Annotated in this window: 11 protein-coding genes; 6 read left to right on the top strand and 5 right to left on the bottom strand. The window is 34.3% G+C overall.

The window, feature by feature from the left end; translation table 11 throughout:
* Window positions 1–15: 15 nt before the first annotated feature.
* A complete protein-coding gene (locus JHL15_RS17290; RefSeq protein ID WP_200247787.1) occupies window positions 16–1,254 on the bottom strand; it encodes an aspartate kinase in 1,239 nt (412 codons plus the stop codon).
* 393 nt (window positions 1,255–1,647) lie between these two features.
* Between JHL15_RS17290 and fbp the strand changes: the two genes are divergently transcribed.
* On the top strand, window positions 1,648–2,664 hold the full coding sequence (gene fbp / locus JHL15_RS17285; RefSeq protein ID WP_200247786.1) for a class 1 fructose-bisphosphatase: 1,017 nt from the start codon (window positions 1,648–1,650) through the stop codon (window positions 2,662–2,664).
* Window positions 2,665–3,669 (top strand): o-succinylbenzoate synthase, encoded by a 1,005-nt coding sequence (locus JHL15_RS17280; RefSeq protein ID WP_200247784.1) that lies wholly within the window; start codon window positions 2,665–2,667, stop codon window positions 3,667–3,669. It begins immediately after the preceding gene.
* 234 nt (window positions 3,670–3,903) lie between these two features.
* Here JHL15_RS17280 and JHL15_RS17275 read toward each other — a convergent pair whose 3' ends face one another.
* Entirely contained in the window at window positions 3,904–5,037 is a 1,134-nt protein-coding gene (locus JHL15_RS17275) for an alpha/beta hydrolase (RefSeq protein ID WP_200247783.1), read from the bottom strand.
* A gap of 163 nt (window positions 5,038–5,200) precedes the next feature.
* Here JHL15_RS17275 and JHL15_RS17270 point away from each other — a divergent pair, with 163 nt between their 5' ends.
* Window positions 5,201–6,874 (top strand): glutamine--tRNA ligase/YqeY domain fusion protein, encoded by a 1,674-nt coding sequence (locus JHL15_RS17270; protein ID WP_200247781.1) that lies wholly within the window; start codon window positions 5,201–5,203, stop codon window positions 6,872–6,874.
* Between the two features lie 56 nt (window positions 6,875–6,930).
* Here JHL15_RS17270 and JHL15_RS17265 read toward each other — a convergent pair whose 3' ends face one another.
* Entirely contained in the window at window positions 6,931–7,827 is an 897-nt protein-coding gene (locus JHL15_RS17265) for a 3-hydroxyacyl-CoA dehydrogenase (protein WP_200247780.1), read from the bottom strand.
* A gap of 335 nt (window positions 7,828–8,162) precedes the next feature.
* Between JHL15_RS17265 and JHL15_RS17260 the strand changes: the two genes are divergently transcribed.
* Both JHL15_RS17260 and JHL15_RS17255 read left to right on the top strand, forming a co-directional pair.
* Window positions 8,163–9,341, top strand: coding sequence for an MFS transporter (locus JHL15_RS17260; RefSeq protein WP_200249200.1), 1,179 nt, complete (start codon window positions 8,163–8,165; stop codon window positions 9,339–9,341).
* A 23-nt stretch (window positions 9,342–9,364) separates the two neighbouring features.
* A complete protein-coding gene (locus JHL15_RS17255) occupies window positions 9,365–11,395 on the top strand; it encodes a TonB-dependent receptor (protein WP_200247778.1) in 2,031 nt (676 codons plus the stop codon).
* A 181-nt stretch (window positions 11,396–11,576) separates the two neighbouring features.
* On the opposite strand, the gene JHL15_RS17250 is transcribed toward JHL15_RS17255, so the two are convergent.
* A complete protein-coding gene (locus JHL15_RS17250; protein WP_200247777.1) occupies window positions 11,577–12,548 on the bottom strand; it encodes a YpdA family putative bacillithiol disulfide reductase in 972 nt (323 codons plus the stop codon).
* Between the two features lie 66 nt (window positions 12,549–12,614).
* Between JHL15_RS17250 and JHL15_RS17245 the strand changes: the two genes are divergently transcribed.
* A complete protein-coding gene (locus JHL15_RS17245) occupies window positions 12,615–13,256 on the top strand; it encodes a hypothetical protein (protein ID WP_200247775.1) in 642 nt (213 codons plus the stop codon).
* Here JHL15_RS17245 and JHL15_RS17240 read toward each other — a convergent pair.
* Window positions 13,253–14,632, bottom strand: coding sequence for a glycosyltransferase family protein (locus JHL15_RS17240; RefSeq protein WP_200247774.1), 1,380 nt, complete (start codon window positions 14,630–14,632; stop codon window positions 13,253–13,255). The genes JHL15_RS17245 and JHL15_RS17240 overlap by 4 nt on opposite strands.

Below are 14,632 nucleotides of genomic sequence, written 5' to 3'. Positions count from 1 at the left end.
TAGTCGCAATTATATTTATTGTGTTACCATTTGAAGCGTGTTCTTTGAAATTTGTTCCAATAATACACTTTTTTCCTGGTAAAATTTATCAATGTTGTCCATATTCGCATTTCTTACTGTGAATAAGGATACATTCTTAACTACTTCGGTTTTGAAACCTTTTTGTAATTCTTCATTAAGTTCGTCAATGGTCTTGAATTTATCTTCCAAACATAAAGCTAGTGAAATTGCTGAATTCTGCATCAAAGAAACTTTAATTTTATGCCTTGATAAAAGACTGAAAATTTGGCTCATGTGATCTTCAGCAATAAATGAAAAGTCTCTTGTAGATATTTTTAAAAGATCTTGATTTTCCTTTAAAATATAGGACTCCTCATGCTGGTTCTTTTCCGAAGCTCCTACCTTTGTTCCTTCTTTTGTTGGGTCAACAAAAGATTTTACATAAAACGGAATACTTTTTTGTTGTAAAGGCTGCAACGTTTTTGGGTGAATTACGCTTGCTCCATAGTAAGCCATCTCAATGGCTTCCTCATAAGATATATTGGAAAGAAGAGTAACATCCTTAAATTTTCTTGGATCACCTGTCATAACACCAGGAACATCTTTCCATATAGTCATTGCTTCTGCATTGGTGCAATACGCGAAAATAGCGGCAGAATAATCTGAACCTTCTCTTCCTAATGTCACCGTGAAATTATTTTCATCTGAACCAATAAAACCTTGTGTTACATAACAGATTTCAGAATTTAAAGTAGAAATAAATTCTTCTGTTTTTTTCCAGTCTACATTACCATCCCTGTAAGAATTATCAGTTTTTATATAATCTCTTGCATCGAGCCATTGGTTAATAAACTGTATTTCGTTCAGATATTCACTTACAATTTTTGTAGAAATCATTTCTCCACAACTCACTACCTGATCGTATACAAAATTGTAATTTGGAGATTTATTTCTTCTTAAGAAAGAATCCAAATCATCAAAAAATAAATTTATTTCTGCAAACACCGGATGATTTTCCTGAAAAAGCCCTTGAGCAATCTCAATGTGCTTCTGTTTAATAATCTTAATTTCAGTTTGATAGTTTTCCTTCTTGAAATAAAGTTCTACAACCTTTTCCAATTCATTAGTCGTTTTGCCCATTGCTGAGATTACCAGCAAACATTTAGCAAATCCCTGGCTTTTTAAAACCATCGACACGTTTTTTACACTTTCAGCATCTTTGACAGACGCTCCACCAAACTTGAAAATTTTCATTAAATTATTAAAAATAAAATTGTTAGATAAAAAATAGTTGAGTTTTTTACGGACGTCAAAATTATAAATTTACAATGAGATATGAAATAGTAAAAGGGCAGGATGAGATAAAGATTTTTATGATAAATTGATCATATTGCTGTGATTTATATAATAATTGGTTGGTATGTGTGCTATTTTTTTATTTAATGGAGTTATATGCTTGAAAATTATGAGAATCGGTAAAATTTGTTCACGACGGAAAATGGGGAATGATAATGGTCTGTTAAAGATTGCTTTCTTGTAAAGTAAGGGTGTATATACCTGATAAACAGCCATTAAAGTGTTTTGAAAGAATTTCTTTTAGATTGCAATAAATTTTACGAAATTTGGGCAAATCGTAAAAAGTAAAATATGTCAGATCAATCGTTGCAGACTTTAGGAGAATTTATTATAGATAAACAAGAAGATTTTCAGTATTCTACTGGGGAGCTTTCCCGACTTCTAAGTGCTATAAGATTGGCTTCGAAAGTTGTAAACAGAGAAGTAAACAAAGCAGGAATTGCCGATATCATTGGAAAAGCGGGTAATGAAAATATTCAGGGTGAAGAACAGCAGAAATTAGATGTTCTTGCGAATGAGATATTTATCACTGCTTTATCACAAAGAGAGGTGGTTTGCGGTATTGCTTCAGAAGAAAATGATGATTTTATAGATATTAAATGTGTCGGAAACGGACATCTTAGTAAATATGTAGTTTTAATTGATCCTCTTGATGGTTCTTCAAATATCGATGTAAATGTTTCTGTTGGAACCATCTTCTCTATTTATAGAAGAGTGTCAGAACCGGGAACACCAGTTCAGCTTGAAGACTTCTTGCAAAAAGGAGTAAACCAGATTGCTGCCGGATATGTGATCTATGGATCTTCTACAATGATCGTATATACAACAGGAAACGGAGTGAATGGATTTACTCTTGATCCGTCTTTAGGAACATACTACCTTTCTCACCCTAATATGAAATTCCCGGCAAGTGGAAAGATTTACTCCATCAATGAAGGGAACTATATTAAATTTCCTCAGGGAGTTAAAAATTATTTGAAATATTGTCAGATGGAAGAAGGTGACCGTCCTTATACATCCAGATATATTGGTTCTCTTGTAGCTGATTTTCACAGAAATATGTTAAAAGGAGGTATTTACATTTATCCGTCATATTCTCAAGCTCCTAATGGTAAATTGAGATTGTTATATGAATGTAATCCTATGGCGTTCCTTGCAGAACAGGCAGGTGGAAAAGCCACAGATGGATTCAGAAGAATCCTGGACGTTGAACCAACTGAACTTCATCAGAGAATTCCATTCTTCTGCGGAAGTGTGGCTATGGTGGAAAAAGCCGAAGAATTTATGCGAATAGATAGCGTAAAGTAAATGATTGCAAAATATTCCAGATATTTATTAGAATTCAAACGCCCGAGTGGAACATCTCGCGGCGTTTTGCATGAAAAAGAAACTTTTATCCTTGAGATCTCAAAAGATGATAAGAAAGGAATAGGAGAGTGTGCTGTTTTTAGAGGGCTCAGCTTCGATGACAGACCTGATTATGAAGAAAAGCTACAGTGGCTTTGTGAAAATATTCAGAAAGATGCTCAATTTTTGAAAGAGCAGTTATTAGAGTTTCCTTCCATTTGGATTGGATATGAACAGGCGATTTTGAATTTAAAGAACGGAGATCATCTGTACTTTCCCAGTGAATTCACAAAAGGGCAGGTTCCGATTATTATCAATGGTCTGATTTGGATGGGAGATGTTGATTATATGCAAGAGCAGATTCAGGATAAACTTGAAAAAGGTTTCCATTGTATTAAATTGAAGATTGGGGTAGATTGGGATTCTGAACACGAAGTACTACAAAAACTAAGAAAGAAATTTTCAAAGGATACCTTAGAATTGCGTGTTGATGCCAATGGAGGGTTTTCTATGGGAAATGCTAAAAAAGTATTACAACAGCTTTCAGATCTTAATATCCATTCTATTGAACAGCCCATAAAGGCAGGAGACTTGAGTGATATGGCTTTATTATGTGCAGAAACTCCAATACCTATTGCTTTGGATGAAGAGTTGATTGGTATAAGTGATAGTAATAAAAAGAAGGAGCTTTTAAATACAATAAAACCACAATACATTATTCTTAAGCCCTCATTGATTGGTGGTTTTTCCGGATCTGACGAGTGGATTTCTCTTGCAGAGGAACATAATATTGGATGGTGGATAACTTCCGCATTGGAAAGTAACATTGGATTAAATGCAATTGCACAGTACACTTTTACAAAACATAGTAAAATGCCTCAAGGCTTAGGCACAGGAGGCTTATTTACTAATAATTTTGATAATCATATGGAACTAATTGGGGAACGCTTGCTTTTTAAAGCATGATTTCAACATAAACTGTGTTGTGATTTCTGTTGGTGTACATCTTGCTAAATCTCATCATTTATGAAAATCGTTTTTTTGATGTTTTCTATCAAAATAGAAACCTTTTCTTTAAACTTTTTCATGACCGGAAATTTTAATTAATTCTCTATCGCTAGATATAAGCAATCTCCATGCCATTTTGTATTTTTTACAAATTTTAATACATTATTTTATTGTTAATCATATATTAAGTCACTATTTAGACATAATTGTGAAAACATTTTCAGAATTGTTTATTCGGTTGATAATGAGGTTTCTGTCAACTCCATTTAGGGTCTGGAAAATGTCGTTTTGAACCTGAGAACTTGAAAGATAGCCCCAATGATTTCCAAGCTCAAACTTCAGAGTGTTTTTTAAATCATTCTCAATAAAAGTACAATCGATAATGGAAACTATATCCTTGAATTTTTGAATATCACTCGGCCCGTTTTTACCCAATCTTGGCGTAAGAATATTTTTTGTGAATTGTGAAATGGCAAGAACTGTATCTTTTCGGTTTAAATAAATCGAAACCCGATTGGCAAGTAAAGGGAGTTTATTAAATGAATCTTCAGAATCATCAAAAACTTTGTATGTGACATCTGCATTCAGGAGCAAGACCTGATCGATCACTCTCAGAATATTTTCACTTTTCAAACTATAGAGCATACTTTGGAGTACCCTGTTTCCTAATGAATGAGCCATCAGATGAATTCGTTGATTGCATGGAGCCAAATCACGATTTGAGAAAATATCCTTGAGAAACTGTGTGTAGAAATAAAACAATCTCATTAAGGATGTTCCAGAATTAATACTTGATGCTTTGTCATCAAAATACGTTAAGGGAACGAGACTGCTTGAAGCAGGCCAGCTTACAAATAGTATATGCTCAACCGGAGATTCAGGATTGTCTATAAAAAGCTTTTTCAAATCGATAATTGCTTTCAACTCATCGTCAAAATCATACGCATAACCATGAATAAATATGAGAACATCGCTTCTTAATTTTGTAGAAGACATATTCTTGTAGAGCTCATAAAACATTCTTTGAGTTCCACCTAGATTATCAGCTGTGAGTTTTGATTTTTTTATCTTCTTTTCACTTAAAAGCACTTCTAAAACATCTTCGTATCCTTGCTTTTCCGGTTCAGAAAAGAGCTTATAGTTTAAAATATTTCTATTGGTATAGTCCTTTTTCTTTTTTGCCTGGCTGGTGGGTTCTATGTAATTATCAAAATCACATTTTGCAATTCTAAAATTAGGAATAGAGTATTCGTCATTGGAAAATGAGTCAATTGTTTCGTTTTTATGACGGATGATTTTCCGATTACTTAAGATATAAACGGCCATAGTGAATGATTTTGTGATGGTTTTTTGATTATATAAATTTCGGAAAAAATATTGGATTATAAGTTAAAATGCTTTTGAATCAGCACTTTCATAAACCCTAAATTTTCGCTAAATTTGCATGAAGTTCGTGAACTGTTCACGAACTTTTATAAAGTTAATTTTAATGGAAGAAGAAAAAAAATCGCTCAATTTTATTGAACAAATTATAGAAGATGATTTGGCAAACGGTTTGAACAGAGATCAAATCCGTTTCCGTTTTCCCCCTGAACCCAATGGATACCTGCATGTAGGACATACAAAAGCTATATGTATCAACTTTGGATTGGGAGAAAAGTACAATGCTCCCGTAAACCTTCGTTTCGACGATACAAACCCTGAAAAAGAAGAACAGGAGTTTGTGGATTCCATCAAACAGGATGTTGAATGGTTAGGTTTCAAATGGGATAAAGAATTGTATGCATCTGACTACTTCCAGCAGCTTTATGATTGGGCTGTAAGATTAATTAAAGAAGGAAAAGCATATGTAGATGAACAACCTTCCGAAGTAATTACAGAACAAAGAAAGAATCCAACAGAACCAGGAGTAGAATCTCCGTTCAGAAACAGACCCGTTGAAGAATCTTTGGATTTATTCGAGAGAATGAAAAATGGAGAATTTGAAGAAGGTACGATGTCTCTTCGTGCTAAAATTGATATGATTTCTCCTAATATGAATATGCGTGATCCTGTCATGTACAGAATCCTGAAAAGACCTCACCATAGAACCGGAACGGATTGGAAAATCTATCCGATGTATGATTGGGCTCATGGAGAATCTGATTATCTGGAGCAGGTTTCACATTCATTATGTTCTTTGGAATTTGAGAATCACAGACCACTGTATAACTGGTATCTGGATCAGGTATATGAAGAACCTAAAGTAGCACCTAAGCAAAGGGAATTTGCAAGGATGAATGTTACTTATATGATTACTTCTAAAAGAAAGCTACAAAGATTGGTTGCTGAAAATGTGGTGACAGGATGGGATGATCCCAGAATGCCTACTATTTCAGGAATGCGTAGAAAAGGATATACCCCAACATCTATCAGAAATTTTATTGATAAAGTAGGAGTTGCAAAAAGAGAAAACCTTATTGAAATTCAATTACTGGATTTCTGTGTTCGTGAGGATTTGAATAAAGTTGCTAAACGTGTCATGGCTGTTGTAGATCCTGTAAAATTAGTGATCGAAAACTATCCTGAAGGCAAGGAAGAATGGTTAGAGACTGAAAATAATCCGGAACAAGAGAATGCGGGAACAAGAGAAGTTCCTTTTTCGAGAGAATTGTATATCGAGCGTGAAGACTTTAAAGAAGAGGCTAATAATAAGTTCTTCAGATTGAAACTTGGAGGAGAGGTTCGTTTAAAATCTGCTTATATCATCAAAGCTGAAAGAGTAGAGAAAGATGAGAATGGAGAAATTACAACGATCTACGCTACTTATGATGAAAAGAGTAAGTCCGGAAGTGGAACTGAAGAAAGTTTAAGAAAAGTAAAAGGTACTTTACATTGGGTATCTGCAACTCATGCTATTCCGGTAGAAGTAAGGATCTATGATCAGTTATTTACGGTAGAGCAACCTGATGCAGAAAAAGATGTAGATTTCCTTGACTTTGTAAATCCTGAATCAGTATCTACCATTCAAGGTTTTGCTGAGCCAAGCTTGAAAGATGTCGCAGTGGGAGAGCCACTTCAATTCCAGAGAATAGGATACTTTACAAAAGATAAAGATTCTACAGAATCCAATTTAGTGTTCAATCGTACGGTGACATTAAAAGACTCTTATAAACCAGAGTAATTTATTTACCATATAAAATAAAAACAGGACTTATGAGTCCTGTTTTTTTTGTGTTATTATTTTAAAAATCCTTTTTTCTTATAATCCGGATCAGGATAGGTATAAAATCCTTTACCAGTGGAAATACCTAACTTTCCTTTGTCGATATAATCCTTTTTCAGTCTTTCAGATACCTTGATCTTATCTGGGCTTTTTGATGAGTCTGCTGCTATTTTATTAATATTATATACTGTGGTAATTCCTACGACATCTAAAATTCCAAACGGTCCCATTGGTGCTCCTGTTGCTACCATCCATGTTTTGTCGATGGTTTCTATATCTGAGATATCATTTACCCATAATTCCAGGGCAGAGCCTAATAAAGGCATCAGTAATGAATTAACAATATACCCGGGCTGTTCTTTGTAAATTGGCAGGGCAACCATTCCAATTGCATTAGCAAAATCCATAACATCATCAAAAACCCTGTTTGAGGTCTTTGGGTGTCTCATCACTTCTCCGGTATTATGTTTCCATATTTCATTAGCGAAGTGCAAAGCAATAAATTTTTCGGGTCTTCCTGTTACTTTAGCTAATTTACTGGGGAGCAATGAAGAAGAATTGGTCGCAAATATGGTCTTTTTGGGAGCAACTTTGGCTAATTTCTTATAGAAATCTATTTTGATCTTAAGATTTTCAGGAACCGCTTCGATCAGTAGATCGGCACCTTTTAGAGCTGCTGCGAGATCAGATGTATATTTTAAATTTTTAGAAGTGGCATCGAGTTGCTTCTTAGTTGCATTCATATCTTGTTTAAATGCTTCGCTAAGTATTTTAAATTTTTCTTTAGCTTTCTCTAACGCATCCTCATTGATATCGTAGACGGTTACGTTGAACCCATGAAAGGCCGTTTGAAAGGCAATTTGAAATCCAAGAACACCACTGCCTGCTACTGTTATATTTTTAAAATTCATAAGATCTGGTACTATTTATGTCAATAGGAATTAGAATTGAACAAAACACTTTTCTTTTTTCAAAAATTATACCCTTAAAGATATGTGAATAATCAACATTGCGTATTGGCAATTTACGAATTATATGAAGGCGCTAAAGAATTGATCAGAAAAATATCCTTGTCTTTTGAATGCTTTGCCGCTATTTATTTTTCAAAGAAAAGAGATTTAACTGCATCCCTCTGAGTTTATTTCCCTAATTTTGTCTCTTCGAAATTTCCCCAAAGAATTTAACTCCCGTGAAATTAATTAAGATCTACACAAGTTCTTTTAAAGGACTTTCTCAGGAAAGCTGGATGCTGGCATTGGTGATGCTCATCAATCGTGCCGGATCGATGGTACTTCCATTTTTGGGAGTATACATGACTGCTCATTTACATTTCAGTATTGAAAATTCTGGAGTTGTATTGAGCTTTTTCGGGATAGGTTCTGTATTGGGATCTTGGTTAGGAGGACTAATTACGGATAAGATAGGGGAGTATAAAGTACAAAGCTTGAGTTTGCTTTTAAGTGTTCCTTTGTTTTGCATGATTCCGCTTTTCACCACAGAAGTGGGACTGGCTGGGATTATTCTAGCACAGAGTGTTGTAAGTGAAACATTCCGTCCTGCCAACTCTGTAGCAATTACTAAGTATGCAAGACCGGAAAATATTACAAGAGCATTTTCATTAAACAGAATGGCAGTGAATTTAGGCTTTTCCATCGGACCTGCTTTGGGAGGGATTTTATCGGCTATTTCTTATGAATTTCTGTTTTATAGTAATGCTTTGGCTGCATTAATAGCAGGGATCACTTACATAGTGTTTTTTAAAAAGAGAAATCAATTAGCCATTACAAAAGCTAAAAAGGTAAAAGATACCGCTGTTGATACTAAAGAAGGATCACCTTATCGGGATGGCAAGTTTCTACTATACTGCTTCTTTTGTATGTTGTTTGCAATTTGTTTTTTCCAACTCTTCAGCACACTGACAATCTTCTATAAAGATACAGCACATCTTAGCCAGGAACATATCGGATATTTATTAGGATATAGTGGATTTTTGATCGTATTGCTTGAAATGGCCTTTGTTCAGATTGCAGAAAAGTATTTTACATTGGGAATTACTATGCTTTTGGGGACTTTCCTTTGTGGTCTGGCATATGCAATGATGGCATTTGATTACACGCTTATTACGTTGATTATTTCAATGACGATACTTTGTGTTGGTGAGATATGGACATTGCCTTTTATGTCTACGATTACCGCTCTCCGATCGGGAGCTCACAATAAGGGTTCTTATATGGGATTAAATGGAATCTCTTTTTCTATTGCTTTTATTGTGACGCCATACGTAGGGACTTTAATCGCTGAAAAATTTGGATTTACCGCTTTGTGGTTAGGAACCGGGATTTTTGCTATTCTAATTGCTGTTGCTTTTTATTTTATTGTTCCATGGATGTTAGGTAATAAAGTTTCAAAAGAGGAAGTACTTTAAAAATCATTTATTAGTTTTGTTAAATGGTGAGGATCTGTTTTCTACTCTTTATCATTTGCTGTTCATTTTTCTCTTCTCAAAAAAGAGATTCCGCCGAACTGATCTCGGAAGTGAAAATAGATGCTTATAGAAAACCAACCTCTTATATTCATTCTACAAAATCTGTTTCTGTTGTTTCTCAAGGCCTTTTGAATCAGAATACACCAGAACGAATGCTTGAATCTATCAATCAGATTGCAGGAGCACGAATGGAAGAACGTTCCCCGGGAAGTTATAGAATTTCTGTTCGTGGAAGTACTTTGAGGTCACCATTTGGCGTTCGCAATATAAAAGTATATCTGGATGATTTTATACTTTCCGATGCATCAGGAAATACCTACTTAAATCTTATTTCTCCTGAACTTATAGATCGAATGGAAATATATAAAGGACCGGAAAGTGGAGATTACGGCGCTGTCACCGGAGGAACACTTCTTCTTCAGACCAGATCTTCAGAAAATACTTCAGCTCATCTTTCTATTGGAAGTTATGGAACTTTTAATCAAAGTTTTGATCTGTCAAGAAATGTGGGGAAACATTTTTTTGAGGTTTTTCAAAATTATTACAGAACTGATTCTTATCGAAAGCAATCAGCTGTTGAAAGGAAACAGATTTTTTTGAAAGATCATTTTCAATATACTCACAAAGCATCTGTAAATGCCATGCTTCTATTTTCTGATCTTGATTACCAAACACCAGGAGGGCTTACCTTGGAACAGATGCAAGCGGATAGAAAGCAGGCAAGACCTGCTACATCTGCTCTTCCAGGGGCAGAAGAACAAAATGCTGGTATACGAAACAAAATGATATTAGCTGGAATCTCTCATCAGATCAGTCTCAGCCCTAAATTTTCTCATTTTGTAATGCTGCAGGGATCGTATGTGGATTTTGAAAATCCTTTTATCACCAACTATGAAAATAGATTTGAACGGAATTTTGCATTGAGAACTCATATTAATTATGAAGATCAGTGGGACCGGGTTACCGCTGAATGGCGATTCGGGTTTGAAGGTGGTATTAATTCTATTGTAGTTAAAAATTATGATAATAGTAAAGGAGCAAAAGGAAATCCTCAGAATTTTGATGATCTTAAAAATACCTCTGGATTTTATTTTTTATCACAAAAACTAAATTTTAATGAAAAGCTATTCACAGATATTTCAATAAGTTTAAATTCAAATTCATACCGGTGGGAAAGACTTTTTCCCGGAAATGAAAATGAGAAGGTGCATTTTAAAAATCAATGGCTTCCAAATGTTGGATTAACTTATCTTTTTGAAAAGGGATTTTCTATAAGAGCGAAAATAGGGAAAGGAAATTCAGCACCCACCAATGAAGAAATACGTTCTTCCAATCAGGAATTTAATCAGAATCTTGTTCCGGAGTATGGCTGGAATAAAGAAATAGGTATTCGTAAAGAGGTTGGTGGTATTCTATTTTTGGAGGGAAGCTATTTTGATTTCCGCATGAAAGATGCAATAGTAAGAAGACAAAATGAAAAAGGGCAGGAGTATTTTGTTAATCAGGGAAGTACGGTTCAAAAAGGAGTTGAAGTCTTGCTGGAATCCAGGAACTTTAACCTTGCGAATACGGTATTTAATAACTTTAAATTTAGATTTTCAGGAAGCTTTTATCGGTTTAGATTTGATAATTATACTCAGGGGAATAATGATTTTTCAGGAAATAATGTAACAGGGGTTCCTTCAACTACAATAAATAGTCTGTTCAATTTCATTGTTCTTAAAAAGCTCTCGATAGACTATTCCCATTTTTACACGTCGAAGATTCCTTTAAATGATGCTAATTCCACTTGGTCAGAATCTAATATTGTGGGAAATATTCAATTTAGATTTCCGCTTCAATTTGATAAGGCTCAACTGAATTTATATCTTCAGATTCAAAATCTCTACAATACAGATTATATTTTAGGATTTGATATCAATGCTTTTGGTAACCGTTTTTATAATCCTGCTGCAAAAAGAAATTTTGTTTTGGGGGTAAAAGCTGATTTTTGATCTTTTTAACTCTGATAATATTAGAATTTAATTAGCTTTTTTGAATTTGTGCTGGAATGGAGCTTATAGTACTATTGTCATTCCGTAGGAATCTAAACAGTTAATATAAAGTTTGGATTCCTACAGAATAATAAAGTTGAGATATAAATAGTAGAGACTATAAAATGTTCTTAATGTCTGATTAAAAATATTTCATTTTAAGAATATTCTTAATAATCATATCCGCATGAATTCTGGAGTTTTCAATGAACCATAAACGGGTGTCTTTTCCACCACATACAACACCGGCTAAATAAAGATTTTTAATATTGGTTTCCATTGTTTCTGTGTTGTAAACTGGGTTTAAACAATCTCCCTGTAATTCAATTCCAGAGTTTCTTAGAAAGTCAAAATCGGGAAGGTATCCTGTCATGGCCAAAACAAAATCATTTTCAATTTCATTAATGTTGCCATTCTCGTCTTTGAATACAATGCTATGCTCTTTAATTTCAATGAGTTCAGAATTAAAATGAGCTTTGATGTTGCCTTCAGCAATTCTGTTTTCTATATCCGGTTTGACCCAATATTTTACACTTTTTGATATTTCAGAATGGCGGATGATCATCGTTACTTCAGCCCCCTTTCGATAAGTTTCCAGAGCTGCATCTACGGCTGAATTACTTGAACCAACCACTACAATCTTCTGCTTAGCATATGGATAGGGCTCTGAATAATAATGTTTAACCTTAGGCAAATTTTCTCCGGGAATGTTCATCATATTCGGAATGTCGTAGAACCCTGTAGCGATAACTACATTTCTGGAATAATACGTTGATTTAGACGATTCAATTTCAAATAGGCCATTTGTTTTTGAGATCTTAATAACCTTTTCATAAAGATGAATGTTGAGGTTTTTATGACGGGTGATGCCTTGGTAATATTCTAAAGCTTCTTGTCTTCCAGGTTTGGGAGCTGTTGATATAAAAGGTATTTCGGCAATTTCTAATTTCTCGGCAGTAGAAAAGAAACGCATGTATAGAGGATAATTATACAATGAGTTAACGATAGTTCCTTTTTCTATAATTAAATAGGATAGATTGTTTTTCTGAGCTTCGAGTGCACAATTCAAACCAATAGGTCCACCACCGATAATGAGAATATCTAAAACTTCCATGTAACAAATTTACTTATTTTTCTGGCATTAGTTTTGGTGATTTTCTTTAATTAACATTAAAAAAAGATGAAAAAACTATTCATTTCAATATTGATATTAAGCGTTATTGCTTGTAAAAAGAATACAGTAAATCCTACGATAAATACCACAGACTCTACCAATCAGGCGAAGACCGATAGTATTGCTGCTCCAAAAATGACTGAAGCTGAGAAAAAGGATGTTATAAAGAAAACGAATGATGAAATCTTACAAGCTTTAAAAAATAAGGATTATCAAAAATTTTCAGAATTTATTCACCCTCAGAAAGGGATTCGTTTCTCAATGTATGCTTTTATAGATCTTAAGGATGATAAGCATTTTTCTAAGGCTGATTTTGAAAAATATGTTCAGACTCAAACTCAGTTTACCTGGGGTTCTCAGGATGGTTCTGGAGATCTGTATAAAGAAACGATCAAGAATTATCTTGCAAAATGGGTTTTCTCAAAAGATTATACAACTTCATCCTATTCTTTTAATGAGTTTCAGAAGGGGGGGAATTCGTTGAATAATCTACAGGAGATTTATCCAAAACACGATTTTACTGAAAACTATATCAAAGGAACAGAAAAATATGGCGAAATGGACTGGAAAACGCTTCGTTTTGTGTATGAAGAGTTCCAGGGAAAATATTATTTAATAGCAGTCGTTAATGACCAGTGGACGATTTAATCTAAAATTTCTGCTAGTTGTTGAGTAAGATTTCTTCTTGAAAATTGTTCTATGTTTTGAGCATTTTCAAGAAGATTTCCATTTTTCCAAAGCTCGAATTTTTCCAAAATAAAAGATTGGATGGTTTCAAAATCTTCATAATTGAAATGCTTTCCCGCATGGGTATCATCTAAGATCTTAGAAACGTCAGCCTTATCAGGGCCAAATGAAATAATCTGTTTTCCTGTAGCCAAGTATTCGAAAATCTTTCCAGGGATAATTCCTTTAGAAGACTCACTGGGGAAATTGGTGATTAAAAGCATATCAGAAGTTTGCATTTCTTCAATTGCTTTCTCATGAGAAAGATATCCTAAATCCAGAATATGTTCTTTTAAACTTGAATGATTTAAAGACTGTACTATTTTATCATCCACTCTACCAGCAAACTTCAGTGAAAAATGTTGTGCAAAATCCGAATTTGTTTGCACCAGCTCTTCCAAGGCTTTCCATAAATTTTCAGGATTACGAAGCTGTTCCAGAACACCGATATAGCTTAAAGTGAAATGGGCTTTAGAGTTTGAGGGTTTGAGAGGTTTAGGGTTATCAATTTGGCAATTTTGCGATTTTGCGATTTCACCATCCTGCCATTCAGCCTTTTCGCCTTTTTGCCCTTTTACTTTTTCAGAAGAATCACTTTCATCAAAACCATTCGTAATACAAACCGCATTCGCTCCATTTTTACGGAAATTCTCAGCATCTGTATAGCTTGTTGCTAAAGTAATATCAGCATTTTTAAAGACTTCACTTTCCAACTGCCGATGTTTGCGATCCGAGTTTTTGGTTAACTTTAAATGTTTATAATAGGAAATCTCTGTCCATGGATCTCTAAAATCCGCGATCCATTTTAATGCAGGAAGTTTCTTTTTAAGTTGTAACCCGATAAGATGTAGAGAATGGGGTGGACCGGAGGTAACCACTACATCTATTTTATTTTCTTTTAAATATCGCTCAAGGAATTTCACCGAAGGTTTTACCCAAAAAACTCTTGCATCCGGAATAAAGAAATTTCCTCTTACCCAAATGGAAAGTTTTGATTTCCAGCTCTGGTTTTTACCTACATCAAACTGTCCGGCTTTGAATTTTTTATTGCTTTTATTTAATTTTTCTGCCAATTGATAGGGCTCCCATATTGTTGTTTTTACAATCTTTAGATCATTTGGGACATCGTTTAACAGGCTTTCATCTAATAGCGGATAACTAGGGTTTTCAGGAGTATAAATGATAGGCTCCCATCCGAATTCCGGTAAATACTTTGCGAATTTTAACCATCTCTGAACACCAGGACCTCCTGCTGGAGGCCAGTAATAGGTGATGATCAATATTTTCTTCCTTTCCAT

It is taken from the genome of Chryseobacterium paridis, from assembly GCF_016595215.1.
Taxonomy (GTDB): Bacteria; Bacteroidota; Bacteroidia; order Flavobacteriales; family Weeksellaceae; genus Chryseobacterium; species Chryseobacterium paridis.
The sequence above is the reverse complement of the archived record's forward strand: the minus strand, read 5'-3'. Positions and strand labels throughout refer to the sequence as shown.